Origin of the sequence: Chitinophaga sp. CF118, assembly GCF_900112615.1 — a bacterium.
Lineage (GTDB): Bacteria > Bacteroidota > Bacteroidia > Chitinophagales > Chitinophagaceae > Chitinophaga.
The window spans coordinates 435,108-453,764 of sequence record NZ_FOMK01000001.1 but is presented as its reverse complement, the minus strand read 5'-3'; the positions used below and the strand labels follow the sequence as shown (position 1 = coordinate 453,764).

Below are 18,657 nucleotides of genomic sequence, written 5' to 3'. Positions count from 1 at the left end.
CAATGGTTTGAATGTGTTTTACAGCCTGCGCCACACTACTTCTGCAACGACTGCTGCCCCTCCTTGTGTGGTATGTGTTACTACATAGCTCAATACATTGTTGATATAGGTATAGGCTCGTTTTTGCGTTGTACCTTCCCAATTTGGGAATGAAGCATGGGTTATATTAAATGTAATAGTATGCGTTGCTTCGTCAATTGTGTATTTACCAAAATGGGCATTACTTCCCTGTACCAATGCAGCATTTTCTTCCGGGGTACATTTGTTCTTATCTCCTGAAGTTACTTTCGGTCTTGTTGCATTAAAGATCTGGATAGTATAATTCCCTTTATTATCAAACATAAGCATGCCCTGCGGATGATCTCCATATGGATGAACCCTGCTGCTGTCAGGATAAATATTATCCACAGATACCAATTCCCATGTTCCTGTAAAGGTATGTTGCTGGGCATATGCCATAGATCCAAATCCAAGGGTAAACAGCAAAGCAATCATTTTTTTCATAGTTGTTAATTTTGATGGTGTAAAATTATGTTGATTGCTAGTGCAATTCCCTGTACAATCTTTCGCTAATTCAGTATATTTCGGGATATATGGCCAAAGAAAACTTACATCATCCTTTCGAAATTGAGTATAAGGAATTGGACAAGTTTCCACCGACCAGCCGGCACAATAACTTTTTTGAGTTGATTTATGTTGCGGGAGGAACCGGTGTGCAGTATATTAACAGGAACAAGTTTAACTACCGGAAAGGAAACCTGTTTTTAATTACTCCACAGGATAGCCATTCTTTTGAGATAACGACTGTTACACAGTTTTTCTTTCTGCGCTTTAATGAATATTACATCAGGTCGAATAAAAATAAAGAATGGGTGGAACGCATGGAAAATATTCTTCAGAATGCCAGTCACCGTCCGGGATGTATATTGAAAAATAAAGTAGATAAACCTCTTATTGCATCACTCATAGAAAGTATAATAGGTGAACATACTAATCAACAAATATATCACAGTAAAATAATAGAGCAGATAGTAAATGCAATTATCATTATTGTAGCAAGAAATATTGCCTTAAAGCTGCCCAAGAATATAAAGGAGAATACAGGTGAAACAGTACTCGATATCTTACATTACATCCAGCAGAATATCTGCGAACCAAGGATGTTGAAGGCGGAAGAAATCAGTACGCATTTTCGTATCTCGCTGAGTTATCTGGGGCGGTATTTTAAAAAGCAAACAGGAGAGACATTGCAGGAATACATTTCTAATTATAAAGTACGATTGGTAGAAACAAGATTACTGCATACAGATATGCGGATCAACGAGATTGCACTTGAATTGAACTTTACAGATGAAAGTCATCTGAACCGGCTATTTAAAAAATATAAGGGAGTGAGTCCTTCGGAATTCCGGAGACGGGCAGGGTGAATGCAGATGTAGAACGTTTTAAGTAACTTAGTATAGCTATCTTTAATTCAAGCTTGTCCTAACTTAAATTCACACCATGCTCATTGTACAAAACATACGCTTAAGCCGGGTACTCAGGAACACATGGCAGGTAGATCTTATTATGATAGTATCCTGCACTTTAGCCTACCTGGTTCGAACGGTTTTAATTAAGCATCACTTTGAAGTTCCTGCCATTATTCCTACTGTGTTAGGTACAGCAATTGCATTTTTTGTGGGGTTTAATAATAACCAGGCATACGATCGTTGGTGGGAAGCCCGGAAAATATGGGGAGCCCTCGTGAATGATTCCCGGTCCTGGGCAAGAAGTGTTATTACCTATATTTCATATCATGAAACAGATGAACAAAAGTTCACAACGCTGAAGAAAAGAATGGTGTACCGGCAGATTGCATTTTTATATGCCCTGAAAGCGAAGCTCAGGGGAGCTGTCGATGAAACCTACAGTAAATACCTGGATGAGCAGGATGTACATGAAATTAGTAAACATACGAATGTTCCTAATGCTATTCTTGTCCTGCAATCAAGAGAGTTGCAGCAACTTAACAAAGACGGGATGATTGATAGTTTTAGGTTTATGGAAATGAATGAGCTGCTGGTAAAATTTACTGACGAAATGGGAATGTCGGAACGTATTAAAAATACGGTATTCCCTACTTCCTATAATTATTTCACAAAAGTTTTTATATGGCTTTTTGTAGTATCTCTAACCCTGGTTATTAGCGAGCAGGCAGGGTTATGGTCTATTTTCTTAGGATGGCTGGTAGGTTTTGTTTATGTATCTACACAGATTAATGGAATGACCCTGATTAACCCTTTTGAGAACAATTCTGCCTCTATTCCATTAAACCAGATTAGTAGAACGATAGAGATTAACCTGTTGGAAATGCTGGGTGAAACGAATATACCAGAACCAGTAAAACCTATTAATGATGAATATATCCTCTGAGTATAATGTTTTTTATTATCTGAATTGGTGTTTTTTCGTAAATTATCCAAAGAGAGTTAATAGCAAGTTCGTAGTGAGTTGATATTTGCTTCATACATTGGACATACGTTGGACAATCTTTGAACAGCTATACGTGATCAAAGATTCTCCAACGTATTTCCAATGTAGGTCCAACGTATGTTCAATATATAGACTCACTATTACATACTATTCTTTCTATAATCTTTAACACTTTAAAAGTAAGTGGAAATTCCAAAGCTCAAACCACTTGTAACGGAAGGAGGGTTGCCCAAAAGATCCTTTTGCTGCTGATAGCGATAGTTCAGACGAAGTACAGTTTCAGATGTTGGCCGGAAGCTGATGGCTGGCATAATGCTCCATAAGTTGTCTGCAATATTACCACCTGTTTCTTTGAATCTGCCTACATTCCAATCTACGCGTTCCAACCGGCAGGCAAGATTCAGCGTTGCTTTTCTCCAACCCAATATGTTTCGTTTTAAGATAGGCTGTACAATGTCGATAAAGCCTCCCTGCTGTTTATTCCCATATTGCTGGGAATAGGTTTCCGGAACGTTTACCTTTATCCATGCCCATTCGCCGGTAATGAAAGTATTAAGTTCCGGTAGTGTTGTATTAAAATCAATAGCCCAGATATTTACACTTCTTTTTTCATCTAACCTTATACCATCATCCTGGTACTTGTTGTACACCCCGCCCATATACGAAAATCCGATTTCGCCGATCTTATTATTCCGCACAGCTACTTTACCTGTAAATAATGGTTCTCCGCTGGCGCTTTCCTCAAAACGTTCCGGGTTATTTTTAGCAGCTGGCAAGAACGTTTTATTTTCTTCATTATTGATAATGGAATTATCAAATCCTCCTGATATGTAGGCCTCGTAGCCGAACATCCAGTCCTTGCTATAATACTTGCCATATATACCGAAACCTGCATTACTCCATGTAGCAGGTAACATTTGTGTCATAGCAATGGGGCGGTCGGTAAATTCCCATTTCGGACCGTCATGATTCTGATTGAAGGCACCAATGGGATTCATGATCATTCCACCACGCAGATTCAGTAAGGGATGCAACTCGATATCCAAAGCTGCAAATTCAATGGCAATTTCTTTTGCCCCGTCCTCAAACTCTATTTCACTAAGAAATTTAATACGTTTGCTGATAGTAGAAGCTACGAACAAAGTCATTCGTCTGAACTGGAATTGATGCCCTTCGCTTATACCATCCGTTCCCAAATGCTGCCAGTTGGCTTCCATATAGCCACCCACTGAAACAGGCAACTTTCCAACACTAACAAACGGACGATTATAAATAGCATCCATGTTCATCGTCTGCTTAACAGTGTCTTTAGGTATTGATTTTAAAAGGCTTGGATCAATCTGTGCATGGGTTGTAAAGGGAAGAATACATGTACCCGCGATAATAAGGAGTATGTTTCTGATGTTCATTTCTTTAAAGAGATTTTTAGTTGATCCTTATCAATGCTTATAGGAAACGATCTAAGGGCCATAGCTGCAGGGCCGTTTGCCACATCTCCTTTGTTGTTAAATTCACTGCCATGTGCCGGACATTGCAGTTTATCACCAAACACCTGTAATTCGGTTCCCTGATGAGTACAGCGCATCCACAATCCAGAATATTCATTTTCACCAAAGCGATAAATGCAGATGGGGTATTTCAATCGCTCATTCTGCACTATTATATATTTTTTAAAATGCTTTTCCTTTCCGGTCATTGTTTCGAATTCCGTCAACGATACGATTAAATCATCTCCACTGATAGTACCGGATAATTCTTTTGAAGCGCTACAGCTTTGTAGTATTGCAACAGCGCTAATACCTCCCAGACAGGCAAAGCCACAATTTTTTATAAATTCTTTTCTATTCATGGGTTATAAGGATTTTAAAAATTTCAATAAAGCATCTTTATCTGCTTTTGAAAGGTTGGAGTAATTCGTTCTTGCTTTTGTGGCTTCGCCGCCATGCATTTCTATTGCTTGTTCGATACTTGTGGCCCGTCCATCATGCAGCAGAAAGTAGCTACCGCCTTGTGATCTGGGAGAAAGTCCCAGTCCCCATAAAGGAGTGGTACGCCATTCATAGGTTTTGGCAGAGCCTTCGGTATAACCATCATCCAGCCCACTGCCCATATCATGCAATAACAAATCAGTATAGGGGTGAAACTCTTTGTTGGAAAGGCTTTGAACTGGTGAATACCCTGTTTTCAAGGTTTGTTTATGGCAGTTTTCACAGCCAATCTGTGTAAATACAGCACCGCCATTTATTACTTCAGGATCTTGTTGATTACGCTGAATAGGTGCTTTTAAAGTTTGCAGATAGAAAGCAACATTATTTACTGTTTGTGTAGAGACCTCCGGATCAATTTCCTGATGAGTATAGACATCTTTAGTGGCGTAAACAGAAGTGATGCCTATGTCCTGGTTATAAGCATTTACGGTTTGTTGTAAAAGATTGAAAATACTCGCTTTTCTACCAAACCGGCAGATGTATTTTATAGTATTGGAAGGTGAAATATAAGCCGGTACCGTATTCCAGTTTGGTTCGCCAGAGATACCATCTCCATCTGTATCATGCGGGTCTGCCATTGAAAGTATATCCTGATCTGATACTAATTCCAGAAACCCCAAACCAGTATTACCTGGTGGTGTAAATTTAGCGAAGGTTGCTCCTGTGGGAATAGTTTCGGGTAAATGGCCGGGTATAGCCCGGTTCTGTAGCTGAGGACCTCCCTGATCTAAAAAATGATTACCGGTTTCATCTACCTGGCCAAAACGCGTAAGGGTGGTGAACGGGTGTCCTTTTCCATCGCCGGCATGGCAACTGCCACAACTGGTAGCCACAAAAATAGGCCCTACTCCCTTTTCAACCGTGAAAATTTCATCGTTAAAGGCAATATCTCCTGCCAGAAACCGCTGGTTTTGCTCATAATTCAATTCTCCTACCGGACCGTCCAATAACTGATCATCGGCAAGAGGCCTGGGTTCCAGCTTTGAACATGCCTGTATCAGGATTATTCCGGTTATAATAATTAAACATGCTATGTAAAAGTTTTTCATTAGCCTAAACTGTTTATTAGTCTGTACAAATATAAATTGTTAGATGAAGCTAACAAAAATATTTTACTCGTTTAAGTTCTTGTTTGACCCTGACTAAGTATTATTGTTAACTTTGTCCGATGAACTCGCAAACGGAGGAAAATTACCTGAAGGCGATATTTAACATTGCCAATGAAAAGGGGGAAACGAGCATAAATGAACTGAGTAAACAGCTGGATATTAAAATGCCGACTGTAAACAGCATGATGAAAAGACTGGCAGAAAAAGAGCTGGTTCATTATGAAAGCTATAAACCCATCCGGCTTACGGAAAAAGGGAAAAAAGAGGCGGCGCTTATCATCCGCAAACACCGTCTTACGGAAATGTACCTCGTAGAAAAAATGGGCTTTGGATGGGAGCAGGTACATGATATTGCCGAGCAGGTAGAACATATACAATCTCCTGACTTTTTCGAGAAAATGGATGAGATACTGGGATTCCCTAAAGTAGATCCGCATGGCTCACCAATACCCGATAGAAATGGAAACATCGTGTGGGTGGAATACAACAAACTAAGTGAATGCAATAGTGGAGATACCGTAACACTCGCTGCTGTTATCTATTCATCAGATGAGTTCCTGAAATTCCTGAACAACCGGGACCTTCATTTAGGTGTTGTTCTTAAAATAATCTCGTTAGAACCTTTTGATGGTACTATGACGGTTAGCTATGGTAAACGAAAATCTGAGATGTTAAGCCGGGTGGTATGTGACAGATTATTGATAAAGAAAGTGTGATTCCTATTTCTTATTGATTTTCATGATCTGTTTACCTCCCTCATATATGATCAGCGAATGAGAGTCCGGGAATTCCAGCTGTACGTCATAACCTTCCAGGAAGAATTTGTTTTTTGATTCCGGATACAACACTGCCGTAGGTATACCGTCGCCTGAAACTTTGATTCCATTTCCCTCTTGTTCTACCTTCATCATTTTCCCGTTGTTTTGTTCGTATTCTCCAATATAACCTTTGATGATCTCATCCGGTATAGTAATCCTTTCATGACTGTTAGCTGCCTTATTCATCGTTTCCAACACTTGAGTGCCATAAGTAAGCGCAAGTTTAATGATCCGGTCGCTAATGAACATGCCATTGTCTCCATTGGTCATCACCACAATTCCCTGTTTCGATTTTGGCAGAAAAACGGCCATTGTCCGTACACCAATGTCAGAGCCCCCATGCTCCAATGCGTATTCCCCGTTTGGCAGGTTTTTTATCAGGCCCCATCCTAAACCGCGGTAGTAATCTGTTTTTACTTTAACCTGCGGCTTTACCATATCAGCATATAGTGAATCAGATAGTCCTGCACCATTCATTACATATGTTCCAAAACGACAATAATCTTCAATGGTCGTAATGAGGTCGTCTGCAGCATTTACAGGAGTTTGAACAGCAGTCTGATACCGGTTTCCCTGCCCATTATGCCACATGGCGAAACGGTTGGTATCCAGTTTTTCGCTCCAGTAATGTGTATCTTTCATGCCTGCTGGTTTGAATAAGATAGTGTCCAGCAGTTGGTCTAAAGATTGGTGAAATTTGCTTTCCAGTGCATGCCTTAAATATTCATAGCCTTCGCCCGAATAGCTGAACCTGGTACCTGGCTCAAAATTGAAATGGAGTTTATCTAAACCGTTATCCGAGCGCCAGTTCGGAAAGCCGGTCTGATGGCTGAGTACCATACGTGTGGTCAGCTTCATTAAATAGGGATCATTAGCAATGTCCGGATCAATCCAGAAATGCGCCAATGGTTCATCGAGATCCCATTGGCCTGATTGTACCAGCTTTAAGGTGAGCATGGCAACAACCGGTTTAGTTTGTGAAGCGATATTAAATAGCGTATTGCTGGATGCCGGATGGCCTTGCTGAAGGTTACCAAACACTTTTACCCATTTGATCCTACCGTCCTCAATTAGACCAATACCAACGCAAGGGACATGGTATTCAGCCATCCATTCCGGAACAGTATGCAGCAGGGAAGTCTGAATGGTATCGGCCTGGCTACGGTTACTCATTAGTGCCAGTATGACTATCAGGATCAATTTTGCTTTCATATTTTTAAGATTTATTCAAAAGTATCCCGGGCAAAACTGGCTGAAAAATATAAGTGCTGAACATATAAGGCCCCATGATGAACATCCTCAACCTGAGGATCAGCTTATTTTCAAACGTTCATCATCATAAAGCATATGTTCATCACCGAAATTTGTTTTATCTCCGTCGCAGTGCTTTCTTTGGATAATGAAACCATTCGACTGGACACGGTTATTTATCTGGCCTTATAAGGTGTATACCCAGCTGGTTTTCTGGATCATCGTGTTTGCCCTTTATATCATCCTTAAGGAATATCCGGAGCGATTAACAGGGGCTTCCCTGATCTGTCTTGTGCTGCAGGAAGTATTAGAGCTGGCTATTCCATCTTACTCTCAGAACCTGCTGATATTGCCTTTTTTCAGACGGGGCAAGTGGCTTTTGGCAATCGTACTTTATTTGCTCCAGGTGGTGCTGCTCGTCTGGCTGATCCCTTATGCTTTAAATGGCGTTGGATTGCTTTTCAATATCCGCGACCGTGTGGACTGGAGAAATGAGCATATCGGTTTCAGCGTGATAGCCTTTACAGTGGTGGCCACATTTTTTAAGGTAGGCCTGGACAGGCTGATACTGGATAAGGAACAAAAAGAGAACGAGCTTAGACATCTGAAAGCACAGCTCAACCCTCACTTTTTATTCAATACCTTAAATAATTTATACGGACTATCTGTTAGCGGTTCCAGGGAATTGCCGGACCTGATGCTGAAACTATCTGATCTGCTACGGTATTCCCTATATGATACCAACCAACATTATGTATCCCTTCAAAAGGAACTTAATTATATCACGAATTATGTAGAGCTGGAAAGAATCAGGCTGAATGACAGAGCGGATATTGTTCTTGATATCCGGGGCGATTTTTCGGACAGATATATCGCTCCACTGCTGCTGATTGTATTTATTGAGAACAGTTTTAAACATTTTTCATTCCCGCGAAAACAGCAGGGATTTGTAAATATTTCATTAAATCTGCAGGGTGATTTTCTTCAGATGAACGCACGTAATTCTGTTGATCCGGATTATGTGCCTTCATCAAAGAATAAAGATAAAGGTGGTGGTTTGGGTTTAAATAATGTAAGGCAAAGATTAGCTTTGATCTATCCGGAAAAACATACCTTAGTGATAAAGCATGAACCGGGATATTTTGAAGTGGATTTACAAATAGATTTGAGTTAAATGAAAATCAATTGCATCATCGTAGACGATGAGCCCATCGCCAGGGAAATTCTCATCACTTATATCGCACAGGTTCCGTACCTGAATCTGGCCGGGGTTTGCTCCGATGCTTTTGAGGCTATGGAACTACTCAATAAAACAGCCGTTGATCTGATCATACTAGATATTAACATGCCCCGCCTGAGCGGTTTTGAAATGCTGCGCTCCTTAAAAAAATATCCGGCTGTAATCATCACCTCGGCGTTTCCTGAATATGCACTTGAAGGGTTTGAGTTAGCGGTAACCGACTATTTGTTAAAGCCCTTTTCATTCCCGCGCTTTGTACAGGCTACTGAAAAGGTAGTTGATAAAACAAGGGATACTTCCCCGGTAGTAAGGCAGGACGAGGAACTTTTTATTATGGTTAAGGCTGATAAAAAGCTAACCAAAGTATTTTTTGATGAGATAAACTATGTCGAAGCATACGGCAATTACATCTTTATCTACAGGGATCAGGATCGCATCATGTCTAAGCAAACTCTCACACAATTTGAACAGCAATTGCCAGCCACACGGTTTACCAGGATACACAAGTCCTTTATTGCATCAATCAAAGCCATTAAATATCTCGAAGGAAATGAAGTATCTATGGGGAGTAAAAAACTTCCTGTAGGTAAAGTATACCGCGAAAACCTGCTGAAACGTTTGCAATAAGCACTTCTGTTCATTGAATCTAAACTACCTTCCAGAAAGCATCTACAAACCAACCTTTTGGATCAGCACAGTTATGCACCGGCATAAAACCAGAGTTTTCTGCAAGAAAATCAATTTCTTTCAACGTATACTTTTGTGATATTTCCATAAAGATAGTTTCGTCATGGGTGAATGTGATTTTCTTATGGCCGATAGTTACGATTTGGTCCTGCAGGCTCACGAGATAGCTTTTACATGCACCATTGCAGGGATCATAAGTCTGATAATGTTCAAATTGTTCAATAATAAAATTGGCATTCAGTTCACGGTTAATACGTGTAAGAAGGTTCAGATTAAATTGGCTTGTAAGACCGGCCTGGTCATTATAGGCATTCAGGATAACCTTTGGGTGTTTTTTCAGGTCAAAACCAATAATTACCAAATCTCCGGGTTTTAAATGTTCCCTTAAGGATCTGCAGAACACGGTTGCTTCATGTGGTTCCATATTGCCAATGTTTGCTCCGAGAAACATGACAACCTTTGGTTTGGAAGATAGTTCTATTGCATTACTGAGCGCATCCAGATATTCTCCTTCCAGGCACCTTATGTCTAAATCGGGTATAACAGCGATTAACCGTTTTTTTAGTAAGGACAGAATATTTCCCGATATATCTACCGGTATATAGGTAAAAGTTGTCTCTTGATCTGCAAGGTATTTCAGCAGATATTGTGATTTCGTTGCATCACCCGCTCCTAATTCTATCAGATCAAATTCTTTATTGAAGTATGATCTGATGAAACCGGCCAATTGAGCCGTTTTATGTTGGAATATATTCAGTTCGCACCTCGTTAAATAATATTCAGGGCAAGCCATAATTTGCTGGAAAAGTGCATCTCCTTCCTTGTCATAGAAATATTTCGATTGAAGTCTTTTGGGTGTTTGATTCAATCCATCAAGTATCTCTTCACGGAATTTCTCCATAAAGACAGCTTTCAGCACGGGTACGGCTGCCGGGCTATAGTCTAAGCCAGTATTCATTTGTCTTTATTTTAGTTGGTTTTAACCCTCAGTAAGTACTACGATCTTTCCACCGGCTGAATTGCTGTCCATTAAGCGATGGGCTTCTACAATTTCATCGAGTGTAAACGTCACGCCTATATTCAAATGAACCAATCCCGCTTCCACATCCCGGATAAACTGCTGAAAGCCTTGTTGGTCAACCCGCAGTTGTCCGCTGTCATAAACGGTGAGATGCACAGCAGCGGGAATATACTCCATAGGAGTAAAGTCGGATATGGACCATTGTTCTGCCAGCATTCCGGTCATACAGACGGTGCCGCCAGGCGCAGTGCATCGTAACGAATCTTTCAAAGTAGATGTACCTATTAGCTCCAGAACAGTATCTACGCCATCAGGACAAATTTGCCTGATTTTTGGTTCCAGATTTCCATCGTCGATGAGTACATGATCAGCTCCATTGTTCAGTAATGATTCCTTTTTCTCCAACTTCCTGGTTGTTGCAATAACGGTAAGACTGCTTCTTTTGGCCAGCTGGGTAGCCAACATGCCGATGGAGGAAGTACCGCCTCTTATAAGCAGGGTTTGTCCGGCCTTGATTTTTAATGCCAGATGCAGTGATCCATAAACAGTTTGGAACATTTCAGGAATGGCGCCCAGTTCTTTCCAGCTCAAATGGCTTTCAAACGGGTAAAGCAATGATTTCGGAAGTACTGTGTACTCTGCGTAGCTTCCATCAAATTCTCTTCCCATGCCGCCCATAAAGGCCGCTATTTTTTGTCCCGGTTTTAGTTCTCCTGCCGGATCAAGTACTACTTCTCCTACACACTCAATGCCCAACACCCTTGGAAATTCAACGTTTGGAGATAAGCCTTTTCGTGTCATCAGTTCCGACCGGTTCAGGCCGAAAGCTTTTACTTTAATCAATACCCACCCGTTCTTAGGTACAGGAGCTGCTCTTTCTTCAACAACAAAATTTTCAGCTCCTCCGGAACGATATAATACAGCTGCTTTCATAACTAATTCTTTAAGCTTTTGTAATGTGATGTATAGAGTAAGAAAAATAACAGTGCAAAGATCTCTAAACGGTCATTTGGGGCCAATAAACAATCTTAAGAAATACCCTTAAACTAGTTTAAGAGTCAGGGTTTGTTTATCAGATCTTTTCTGATCTTACTAAGGAACTCAGGGGTAATACCCAGGTAGGATGCGATCTGTGTATGGGGTAAACGATTGGGTAGAGTGGGGTACTGCTGTAAAAAATACCTGTACCGTTCCTCTGCTGAAGCACTTATGTTTTGTAGCACCCGGTTTTGCAGTTCAATGCACCTTTGTTCAACGATGATCCGGAAGTTGCGATCAAACTTATGATAATTGGTGTAAAGGTAAAGCAGATCAGCGTGCTCAATTTGCAGAATGGAGGATGGTTCTATAGCCTCTATATAAACCATGCTGGGCTTTTCTGAATAGAAGCTGGCAAGGTCAGTGATCCAGTCATTTTCCATGGCGAACTGTAGATTATGTTCCTTGCCGGTTTGGTCTACCGCGTACATCTTTAAACAGCCGGAAACGACAAATGAGAAGTGCTTGCAAACATCTCCCTGCTGCAGAATAAATCCACGGCGTTTGATTTTTCGCTCTCTAAAATGCGATGACAGCTCCTCTTTTTCCTTTCCCGTTAATGGGAAATAGTTTTTAAAATGGTTTATCAGTGCTGTTAATAATGTGTTTTCGCTGTTCAAGGCCATTTCAATAAAAACACGTAATCAATAGAAAGCATAAAGGTACATTTTTCAAATGATTGATTTTTAGTAACTTTCCCGCCAGCATTCTTCCATTTGGCAGGGAGAATTGTACAGTTAAGCAATGATTTTGTGCACTTCAGATTGTCTGTCCTACTTGATCGAACGTAACAGTTAAACTTGCAGATGAAACATTCATACCAGTTCAAATGGTGTTTCCTTATGCTAGGGGCCATGATTGTTGGTTACTCCCTCGTAAAATTAGGGGATACCAGAGAGTTAAATATCAAGCATTTTCTAACGCTTGCTGTATTGATCGTTTTAAATGTTTTTCCATCCTGGATCGTACAGGCTTATTTTAAGCAGGTTCATTTACCAGCATTTGTCAGGAATGCAAGATTGGCGATAAGTATTATTGCCGGTGTCATCATAGCCCTGATGATTAACTATTTGTGTGCATTGTTTGTACCTGACAACCTTCGTATCCCGGATTCATCATTATTGGAACCGACGTTCACAGACTTCCTCAGGCGCCTGATTAATTCATTGTTTCTCGTCATGATATGTTATGGCTTTTTTAACATCATCTATACAAATGACATTTTGCAGAAAACACGGCTGGAAAATGAGCATTTCAGACAGTTACACCTCCGGGCTCAGGTACTTTCCCTGCAGCAGCAAATTAGTCCTCATTTTTTGTTCAATTCCCTTAGTATCTTAAAAACAATTGCCACCGATCCGGATACTAAAAAATTTGTGGTTCAATTGTCACATGTATATCGCTACCTGCTTAATGTTAAGGAAAGGGATGTGACTTCCCTGGAAGAAGAACTTTCATTTGCCCAGGCATATCTTTATATACTTCACCAGCGCTTCGAGAATGCCCTGGTTGTTACCATTGATATACCGGAGGCTTATTACAACTATCTAATTCCTCCTTTATCCCTTCAGCTTTTGATGGAGAATGCCATAAAACACAATAATGTTTCTATTGAGCATCCCTTACAGCTGGAAATCAGCATTCAGGATAATGCAAAACTGGTGGTAAAGAATTCTTTATTGCCCAGGAAAACACGGGAAGAAAGCACTAAATTAGGGCTCCAGAACATCGCCGGACGTTATAAGCTGCTTTTCAGGAAAGAAATAGAAATTATTAAAACATCGGATACCTTCGTTGTCAATTTACCACTAATCAGTCATGAGAGTTATTATCATTGAAGATGAGCCCAAGACAGCAAAAGAACTTCAAATGATGCTGGGCAGTCTTGATAAAGATATTGTCATTGAAGCTGTTTTATCCTCTGTAGAGTCTGCAATTAAATGGTTCCGGGAAAACCCGGCTCCGGATCTTATTTTTTCAGACATACAGTTGGGAGACGGGTTATGCTTTGATATTTTTGGAGAAATAGTAATCAGTGCACCGGTGATTTTTTGTACTGCATATGACCAATATGCCATTCATGCATTTGAATCCAATAGTGTTGACTACCTTTTAAAGCCGATAGAGGAAACCATGCTGGAACGAAGCCTTAAAAAATATCAACGTATAAAAGAACATTATTCCTCACCTGCATACTCCAATAACCTTAATAATGCCCTGCAGCAAATCGAAAGCAATTATAAGCAGTCTATACTGGTCTATTACCGGGAGAAAATAATACCTGTTAAGGTAGCAGATCTGTGTTTTGTTCATGTTTCAAATGGAGCAGTCATACTTCGCACATTTGATAAAAAGGAATATACCATTCAATACAGCATAGACCAGATGGAAAATATGCTGAACCAGAAGCAATTTTTCCGGGCTAACAGGCAATTTATTATTAACCGGGATATCATTCGAGGTGTGGAGCATCATTTCAACAGGAGGCTATTGGTGGATACCATTTGCCAAACGCCCGAAGTGATTATTATCAGCCGTTTAAAGGCGCAGGATTTTCTCCGCTGGCTGGAATCCTGATCCATTCCGCTACTCTTTCTCCGGACTTTTTTATTCCCACCATGTACAGTTCGCGACTGGTTTCAGCCATCTCACATGCAGCTTTGTTCTGTTCATTGCCATACTCCCATAATGCTTTAGAAGCTGTGATAATTTAGCATGCAGATAATCAACATTTAGTCTATGCATACTAATCAGATCACTTCTACAAAATATCCTTTACGACTGTTAAAAATGATAAGAAGTATACTTCTTATCTGTCTGTTATTGCCAGTGCTTGGTTATTCGCAAAATACAGACAGCAGTACACGTTCAAAATTAATTACAACATCACCACGGTTGGGTGGTATTACTATCACTAACCAGGTAGCGCCTATAACAGTTGACGGTCACTCATTCACAATGCAATTACCTACGGCAGATATTGGCATACCTGTTTATAAAAATTTTTCCTCCCCGCATCCGGTTTACATTAGAGCGGGGATACGCTACCAGGGATTGTTGCTTTCAAATGAAAAAAATATAGGTAGCAACAATTTTCACTCAGTCAGCGTTCCTTTACTGTTCAGCTATTCATTTTCCCGTGCTACCAATATCTCACTGATCGGCATTGTATCCATAGGTTCTGATTTTATACGCAGCATCACAGAAGAAGATTTTCTTTACACGGCCGGTGTGAGGATAGGATTCCATCAAAACAAATCATTCAAATACGGAGTTACTGTTACCTATGTAAAAAACTATGCCGGCCAATACGTGTTGCCATTGCCTGATGTGGATTGGACAATTAGCAAAAAATGGAACTTCACAGCGCTTTTGCCTTCCAGGGCCTCATTAAGATATAAGTTATCGCAAGCTCAATCCCTGGGAGCTACACTTAGCATTGGTGGAAGTATGTACCGTTTAAATGAAGAAGGGAAAGAGCAGTACCTGCATTTGCGGCAGAGTAGTGCCGGGCTCATTTACGACCTGAAAATGGGCAAGAGATGGAAACTGAATCTCGTAGCAGGTCATACATTTATGCAGCGGCTGGAAACATTCAATATAGATCAGAAAGTATCCTTCAATGGATTCGGTAAATTGAATGATCGGACCTCAAACGTTTCTTACCAACAGAACTCATTTATATTTCAGGCTGGCATCAGCTACCAGTTTTAACAAATGTTTTTATCATTACCATAACAGTGTAACAGTTGTAGGTTCAAGTAATGGCCGGAATATTTTTATTCCGGCCTTTTGACTTAGAAAATATCCTGCCTTTCGGTAAATCGTATGCGAGTCTTAACCCATAAGAGTCAAAATTACCGTTATCTAATTAAAATATACCGTTACCTCTTTTACGTCTGCACGCAGTATCCTTTCCACTGTAAATTTGGCATTGTAAGATAATCGCGGTGCTTCCGGTTACCCCTCACCGGATGGGCAGCGAATAATGTAAACATGTATTTATAACCTCAAAAAACTTTAAAATGACAGCTTCGGTTTTCGCATTGGAAAAAAGACTGGAAGTATTTGCTGTAACAAATCAAGGTGCATCAAATATCGACATGCTGCAAATAGAACGGCTCGTTTCTTATGACAGCGGCAGTACCTGGGTAAATAACTGGATTTCTAATCAGACAGCAATTTTTTCTTCGTCGGTAGCAGCTTCTATAACAGGCGACAGCCTGGACACTTTTGTAGTAGGCAAGCGCAATGACGACCATTTCTGGTTTGCCAGATTAGAAGAGTACTATGAGTTTAAAAACACACAATGGGCTCCTATTGGAGCAGGTACTTTCTTTGGAAAGCCTGCAATATGCAGTTATGGAAATTCAATCACAGGCTGGCAGGGAGGCACAATCCATACCAGTTATGATGGTGTGAGGGTATTGGTGTTCGGACTGGGAAAGGATTATAAGATCTGGTGGGCATCATCCGTAGATGGCGGACACTCCTGGCATATGGCATGGAAATCCATTGATGGTGATCGTGTGTTTACTTCATCGCCTGCAGCCGCCTGTTCAGCTGATGGAAAGCTGGTAGCTGTTTTCAGTAAAGAGAAAGATGACAGAATCTGGTGGGCGTATTCCACCAATGGCGCATCTTCCTGGGATGGCGCATGGTCCCCTATCGGAAAAGGTCTGTTTACTTCTGCGCCTGCTGCAGTATGTTCTGCAGATGGGAAACGGATTTATGTATTTGGCAAAGGAAAAGACAACAGGATTTGGTGGGCGTATGCTACTAATGGGACTCAAAACTGGGACATGGCATGGAAACCTATAGGAGAAGGGATCTTTACTTCCATGCCATCAGCTAATTGTTCCTGGGATGGAAAAATAATCCATGTATTCGGAAAAGGAAATGATAACCGTATATGGCAGGCACGATCAAACGATTTTGGTGACTCCTGGGATATTTCATGGCGGAAAATTAACGACAAACAATTTAACAATGTAAACTTATAACTATGGCAAACATCGCTAAAATACAAACGCTGTTAAATGATACGGCGAAGGCCATACGGGCCAAATACGGGCTTCCGAATATTGCAGGTGTAATTGTACGTGATAATGGTAATACCATCATGAATACCATACAGGGAGTAAAGAACAGCAGCCTTAGTGCAACAGCAGCGAGTAACCAGATGACAACATCCGACTATTTCAATGTAGGCTCCCTGTCAAAACCTATTACAGGATTTTTATTAGCCTGTCTCATCAAAAAAGGAATTTTAAGCTGGGATACAACCATCGAAGATGTATTCCCGGAATTCAAATCGAAAGTCTTCCGGGACAGAAGCGGTATGAATGACACATTCCTGAAAGTAAAAGTCTATGAACTGATGGCACATGTTTCCGGCATGAACGGCACACAGTACCATCCTGATTATGACCCGGTTAAAAAACCCGACGCTCACAGTAGAGAAACCGACCCTTTCCGTTTTATCCAGGATCAGGGACTCACAGCTGGTGGTAATAGCAGGGACCCGGAATGGATGACGAATGAATCATTGTTCTATCAGCGGTATTTGTTTACAGTATTAAGTATGAAAAAGAAAAAATACCAGTATCACAGTACGCTGAACATGGGGTATCAAAATCAACATGTTAGTGGTTATGGCGCAACCGTAACTATCTGTGCCGCTATGGCCGAACGTAAAACGGGGAAGGTATGGGAACAGCTCATGGATGAATTGCTGGCCGGCCCGTTGCAGGGACAGTTTAATATAAAATATGGGAACTTGTCTAATGGGGCACAGTTTCATTACTACAATGGCCAGAAATATGTTCCAAATCCTAACCTGGATACACCTTTGATGCGTTACAGCAGCAAATTTCCGACTGGCGACATACATTGTACCGTAGGGGGTATGGCACAGTATATACGCTATAACTTACCGGCGCTCAATTATACACAGCTCTTTGATGTGCAGCAATATCACGAGCCGGTTACAGATGCGGCAAAAGGGGGACTTGTTTTAAGTGGCGGACCAGTAGAGAAACAACACTTTTGGCATACTGGTTCAACCGGTTCAAGCCTTGCTGTTGTGCGTATTTATGCAGCAGCAGGAAGGGGAGTGGCTGTTATGATGAATTGCGGAGGAGGACCAAAAGACGCCGATGCAAACACTGCACAGTCTGAATTACTGGAAAAGCTGGAAGAGATCAACAAGAACTGGGATACGATTTAACTGATTATACCGGCTCACTAGCGTACCAGCTAATGAGCCGGTATTTGTTATCCCCGTAGTGCCTGCACAATCTCTTCTTTTTTTCTACGGGATACCACCACACTATGACCATCCTGCAACCATAACAGGTATTCTTTGTCTATATGCCGGATATAAATCCTGTTTACAAGGTGGGACTTATGCACCCGTAAAAAACCATACTCCGCCAATAGCTCTTCGTATTCCTTAATAGTTCGGGAAACAATAATCGGAGCATGGTTATTAAATAAGAATTTGCTGTAGTTATTCATTCCTTCCACCCGTATAATATCTTTAGGGGCAAATTGGAATACTCCTTCAGAAGTTGACAGTGTTAATGTAAATGCTGAAGCATTGTCAGTTTTTAAATTCTGCAACAGGTTAGTTACCAGTTGTGGTTGTTGGAAAACCTGCGACTTTCTGATGATATGCCTGTTTATTGCATTCTGCAGATCGAGAATATCAATCGGTTTTAGCAGATAATCAAGAGCACTAAAGCGAATAGCTTTAATAGCATATTGATCAAAAGCAGTAGTAAAAATCAGGTCAAAATCCCAGCTACCTATACTATTCAGCAAATCAAATCCATTCATGCCTGGCATCTGCACATCCAGCATCAGTAATGTAGGACGAAAATCAGCGATCATAGCTATCGCCAGTTCAGGGTCATTACACATTGCCACCTCTTTCGTAACGGGTACATGTTTATCCAGCAACAATCTTAATATATTGGAAGCTGCGGGTTCATCGTCAATAATTAATATTCTGATCATAAAAGTTCTA

General features: G+C 40.8%; 19 protein-coding genes. 10 read left to right on the top strand and 9 right to left on the bottom strand.

What is annotated here, in order from left to right:
• Nucleotides 1-18: 18 nt before the first annotated feature.
• Nucleotides 19-504, bottom strand: coding sequence for a lipocalin-like domain-containing protein (locus tag BM176_RS01735; protein WP_090098946.1), 486 nt, complete (start codon nt 502-504; stop codon nt 19-21).
• Nucleotides 505-593: 89 nt separating this feature from the next.
• On the opposite strand from BM176_RS01735, the gene BM176_RS01730 reads away from it, so the two are divergent.
• Nucleotides 594-1,427, top strand: coding sequence for an AraC family transcriptional regulator (locus BM176_RS01730; RefSeq protein ID WP_090098944.1), 834 nt, complete (start codon nt 594-596; stop codon nt 1,425-1,427).
• A 76-nt stretch (nt 1,428-1,503) separates the two neighbouring features.
• Nucleotides 1,504-2,415: a bestrophin family protein gene (locus tag BM176_RS01725; RefSeq protein ID WP_090098943.1), complete on the top strand. Its 912-nt coding sequence runs from the start codon at nt 1,504-1,506 to the stop codon at nt 2,413-2,415.
• Between the two features lie 233 nt (nt 2,416-2,648).
• Here BM176_RS01725 and BM176_RS01720 read toward each other — a convergent pair whose 3' ends face one another.
• Genes BM176_RS01720 through BM176_RS01710 form a run of 3 tightly spaced genes read right to left on the bottom strand, consistent with a single transcriptional unit; the run spans nt 2,649 to nt 5,512 of the window.
• Complete coding sequence (locus tag BM176_RS01720; RefSeq protein ID WP_090098941.1) at nt 2,649-3,884, bottom strand: hypothetical protein; 1,236 nt, start codon at nt 3,882-3,884, stop codon at nt 2,649-2,651.
• A complete protein-coding gene (locus BM176_RS01715) occupies nt 3,881-4,324 on the bottom strand; it encodes a QcrA and Rieske domain-containing protein (RefSeq protein ID WP_090098939.1) in 444 nt (147 codons plus the stop codon). Before BM176_RS01715 ends, BM176_RS01720 begins: the two co-directional genes overlap by 4 nt.
• A 3-nt stretch (nt 4,325-4,327) precedes the next feature.
• A complete protein-coding gene (locus BM176_RS01710) occupies nt 4,328-5,512 on the bottom strand; it encodes a di-heme oxidoredictase family protein (protein ID WP_090098937.1) in 1,185 nt (394 codons plus the stop codon).
• A gap of 119 nt (nt 5,513-5,631) precedes the next feature.
• Here BM176_RS01710 and BM176_RS01705 point away from each other — a divergent pair, with 119 nt between their 5' ends.
• On the top strand, nt 5,632-6,288 hold the full coding sequence (locus tag BM176_RS01705; protein ID WP_090098935.1) for a metal-dependent transcriptional regulator: 657 nt from the start codon (nt 5,632-5,634) through the stop codon (nt 6,286-6,288).
• A 3-nt stretch (nt 6,289-6,291) separates the two neighbouring features.
• On the opposite strand, the gene BM176_RS01700 is transcribed toward BM176_RS01705, so the two are convergent.
• Nucleotides 6,292-7,602, bottom strand: a complete 1,311-nt coding sequence (locus BM176_RS01700) for a serine hydrolase domain-containing protein (protein WP_090098933.1) — start codon at nt 7,600-7,602, stop codon at nt 6,292-6,294.
• 187 nt (nt 7,603-7,789) lie between these two features.
• On the opposite strand from BM176_RS01700, the gene BM176_RS01695 reads away from it, so the two are divergent.
• Nucleotides 7,790-8,815, top strand: coding sequence for a sensor histidine kinase (locus tag BM176_RS01695; RefSeq protein ID WP_090098931.1), 1,026 nt, complete (start codon nt 7,790-7,792; stop codon nt 8,813-8,815).
• Nucleotides 8,816-9,508: a LytR/AlgR family response regulator transcription factor gene (locus tag BM176_RS01690; RefSeq protein ID WP_090098929.1), complete on the top strand. Its 693-nt coding sequence runs from the start codon at nt 8,816-8,818 to the stop codon at nt 9,506-9,508.
• Between the two features lie 19 nt (nt 9,509-9,527).
• On the opposite strand, the gene BM176_RS01685 is transcribed toward BM176_RS01690, so the two are convergent.
• From BM176_RS01685 to BM176_RS01675, 3 genes are all read right to left on the bottom strand, one after another.
• Entirely contained in the window at nt 9,528-10,526 is a 999-nt protein-coding gene (locus BM176_RS01685; RefSeq protein WP_255373404.1) for an L-histidine N(alpha)-methyltransferase, read from the bottom strand.
• A 21-nt stretch (nt 10,527-10,547) separates the two neighbouring features.
• Nucleotides 10,548-11,522, bottom strand: a complete 975-nt coding sequence (locus BM176_RS01680; protein WP_090098927.1) for a zinc-binding alcohol dehydrogenase family protein — start codon at nt 11,520-11,522, stop codon at nt 10,548-10,550.
• 125 nt (nt 11,523-11,647) lie between these two features.
• Nucleotides 11,648-12,247 (bottom strand): Crp/Fnr family transcriptional regulator, encoded by a 600-nt coding sequence (locus BM176_RS01675; protein WP_255373403.1) that lies wholly within the window; start codon nt 12,245-12,247, stop codon nt 11,648-11,650.
• 186 nt (nt 12,248-12,433) lie between these two features.
• Between BM176_RS01675 and BM176_RS01670 the strand changes: the two genes are divergently transcribed.
• From BM176_RS01670 to BM176_RS01650, 5 genes are all read left to right on the top strand, one after another.
• Nucleotides 12,434-13,465, top strand: a complete 1,032-nt coding sequence (locus BM176_RS01670; RefSeq protein WP_090098924.1) for a sensor histidine kinase — start codon at nt 12,434-12,436, stop codon at nt 13,463-13,465.
• Nucleotides 13,446-14,204, top strand: a complete 759-nt coding sequence (locus BM176_RS01665) for a LytR/AlgR family response regulator transcription factor (RefSeq protein ID WP_090098922.1) — start codon at nt 13,446-13,448, stop codon at nt 14,202-14,204. Before BM176_RS01670 ends, BM176_RS01665 begins: the two co-directional genes overlap by 20 nt.
• Nucleotides 14,205-14,366: 162 nt before the next feature.
• Nucleotides 14,367-15,341 (top strand): DUF6268 family outer membrane beta-barrel protein, encoded by a 975-nt coding sequence (locus tag BM176_RS01660; protein ID WP_090098920.1) that lies wholly within the window; start codon nt 14,367-14,369, stop codon nt 15,339-15,341.
• A gap of 311 nt (nt 15,342-15,652) precedes the next feature.
• Nucleotides 15,653-16,630 (top strand): PLL family lectin, encoded by a 978-nt coding sequence (locus BM176_RS01655; RefSeq protein WP_090098918.1) that lies wholly within the window; start codon nt 15,653-15,655, stop codon nt 16,628-16,630.
• A 2-nt stretch (nt 16,631-16,632) separates the two neighbouring features.
• Nucleotides 16,633-17,856, top strand: a complete 1,224-nt coding sequence (locus BM176_RS01650) for a serine hydrolase domain-containing protein (protein WP_090098916.1) — start codon at nt 16,633-16,635, stop codon at nt 17,854-17,856.
• Nucleotides 17,857-17,903: 47 nt separating this feature from the next.
• On the opposite strand, the gene BM176_RS01645 is transcribed toward BM176_RS01650, so the two are convergent.
• Complete coding sequence (locus tag BM176_RS01645) at nt 17,904-18,647, bottom strand: LytR/AlgR family response regulator transcription factor (protein WP_090098914.1); 744 nt, start codon at nt 18,645-18,647, stop codon at nt 17,904-17,906.
• Nucleotides 18,648-18,657 lie beyond the last annotated feature (10 nt).

What these genes read in the sequence shown, in the direction of transcription:
- BM176_RS01645 (WP_090098914.1), bottom strand. Translation starts at nt 18,647, where the DNA reads ATGATCAGAATATTAATTATTGACGATGAACCCGCAGCTTCCAATATA.
- BM176_RS01710 (WP_090098937.1), bottom strand. Translation starts at nt 5,512, where the DNA reads ATGAAAAACTTTTACATAGCATGTTTAATTATTATAACCGGAATAATC.
- BM176_RS01665 (WP_090098922.1), top strand. Translation starts at nt 13,446, where the DNA reads ATGAGAGTTATTATCATTGAAGATGAGCCCAAGACAGCAAAAGAACTT.
- BM176_RS01695 (WP_090098931.1), top strand. Translation starts at nt 7,790, where the DNA reads ATGAAACCATTCGACTGGACACGGTTATTTATCTGGCCTTATAAGGTG.
- BM176_RS01735 (WP_090098946.1), bottom strand. Translation starts at nt 504, where the DNA reads ATGAAAAAAATGATTGCTTTGCTGTTTACCCTTGGATTTGGATCTATG.
- BM176_RS01720 (WP_090098941.1), bottom strand. Translation starts at nt 3,884, where the DNA reads ATGAACATCAGAAACATACTCCTTATTATCGCGGGTACATGTATTCTT.
- BM176_RS01700 (WP_090098933.1), bottom strand. Translation starts at nt 7,602, where the DNA reads ATGAAAGCAAAATTGATCCTGATAGTCATACTGGCACTAATGAGTAAC.
- BM176_RS01685 (WP_255373404.1), bottom strand. Translation starts at nt 10,526, where the DNA reads ATGAATACTGGCTTAGACTATAGCCCGGCAGCCGTACCCGTGCTGAAA.
- BM176_RS01690 (WP_090098929.1), top strand. Translation starts at nt 8,816, where the DNA reads ATGAAAATCAATTGCATCATCGTAGACGATGAGCCCATCGCCAGGGAA.
- BM176_RS01650 (WP_090098916.1), top strand. Translation starts at nt 16,633, where the DNA reads ATGGCAAACATCGCTAAAATACAAACGCTGTTAAATGATACGGCGAAG.
- BM176_RS01705 (WP_090098935.1), top strand. Translation starts at nt 5,632, where the DNA reads ATGAACTCGCAAACGGAGGAAAATTACCTGAAGGCGATATTTAACATT.
- BM176_RS01660 (WP_090098920.1), top strand. Translation starts at nt 14,367, where the DNA reads ATGCATACTAATCAGATCACTTCTACAAAATATCCTTTACGACTGTTA.
- BM176_RS01725 (WP_090098943.1), top strand. Translation starts at nt 1,504, where the DNA reads ATGCTCATTGTACAAAACATACGCTTAAGCCGGGTACTCAGGAACACA.
- BM176_RS01715 (WP_090098939.1), bottom strand. Translation starts at nt 4,324, where the DNA reads ATGAATAGAAAAGAATTTATAAAAAATTGTGGCTTTGCCTGTCTGGGA.
- BM176_RS01655 (WP_090098918.1), top strand. Translation starts at nt 15,653, where the DNA reads ATGACAGCTTCGGTTTTCGCATTGGAAAAAAGACTGGAAGTATTTGCT.
- BM176_RS01670 (WP_090098924.1), top strand. Translation starts at nt 12,434, where the DNA reads ATGAAACATTCATACCAGTTCAAATGGTGTTTCCTTATGCTAGGGGCC.
- BM176_RS01730 (WP_090098944.1), top strand. Translation starts at nt 594, where the DNA reads ATGGCCAAAGAAAACTTACATCATCCTTTCGAAATTGAGTATAAGGAA.
- BM176_RS01680 (WP_090098927.1), bottom strand. Translation starts at nt 11,522, where the DNA reads ATGAAAGCAGCTGTATTATATCGTTCCGGAGGAGCTGAAAATTTTGTT.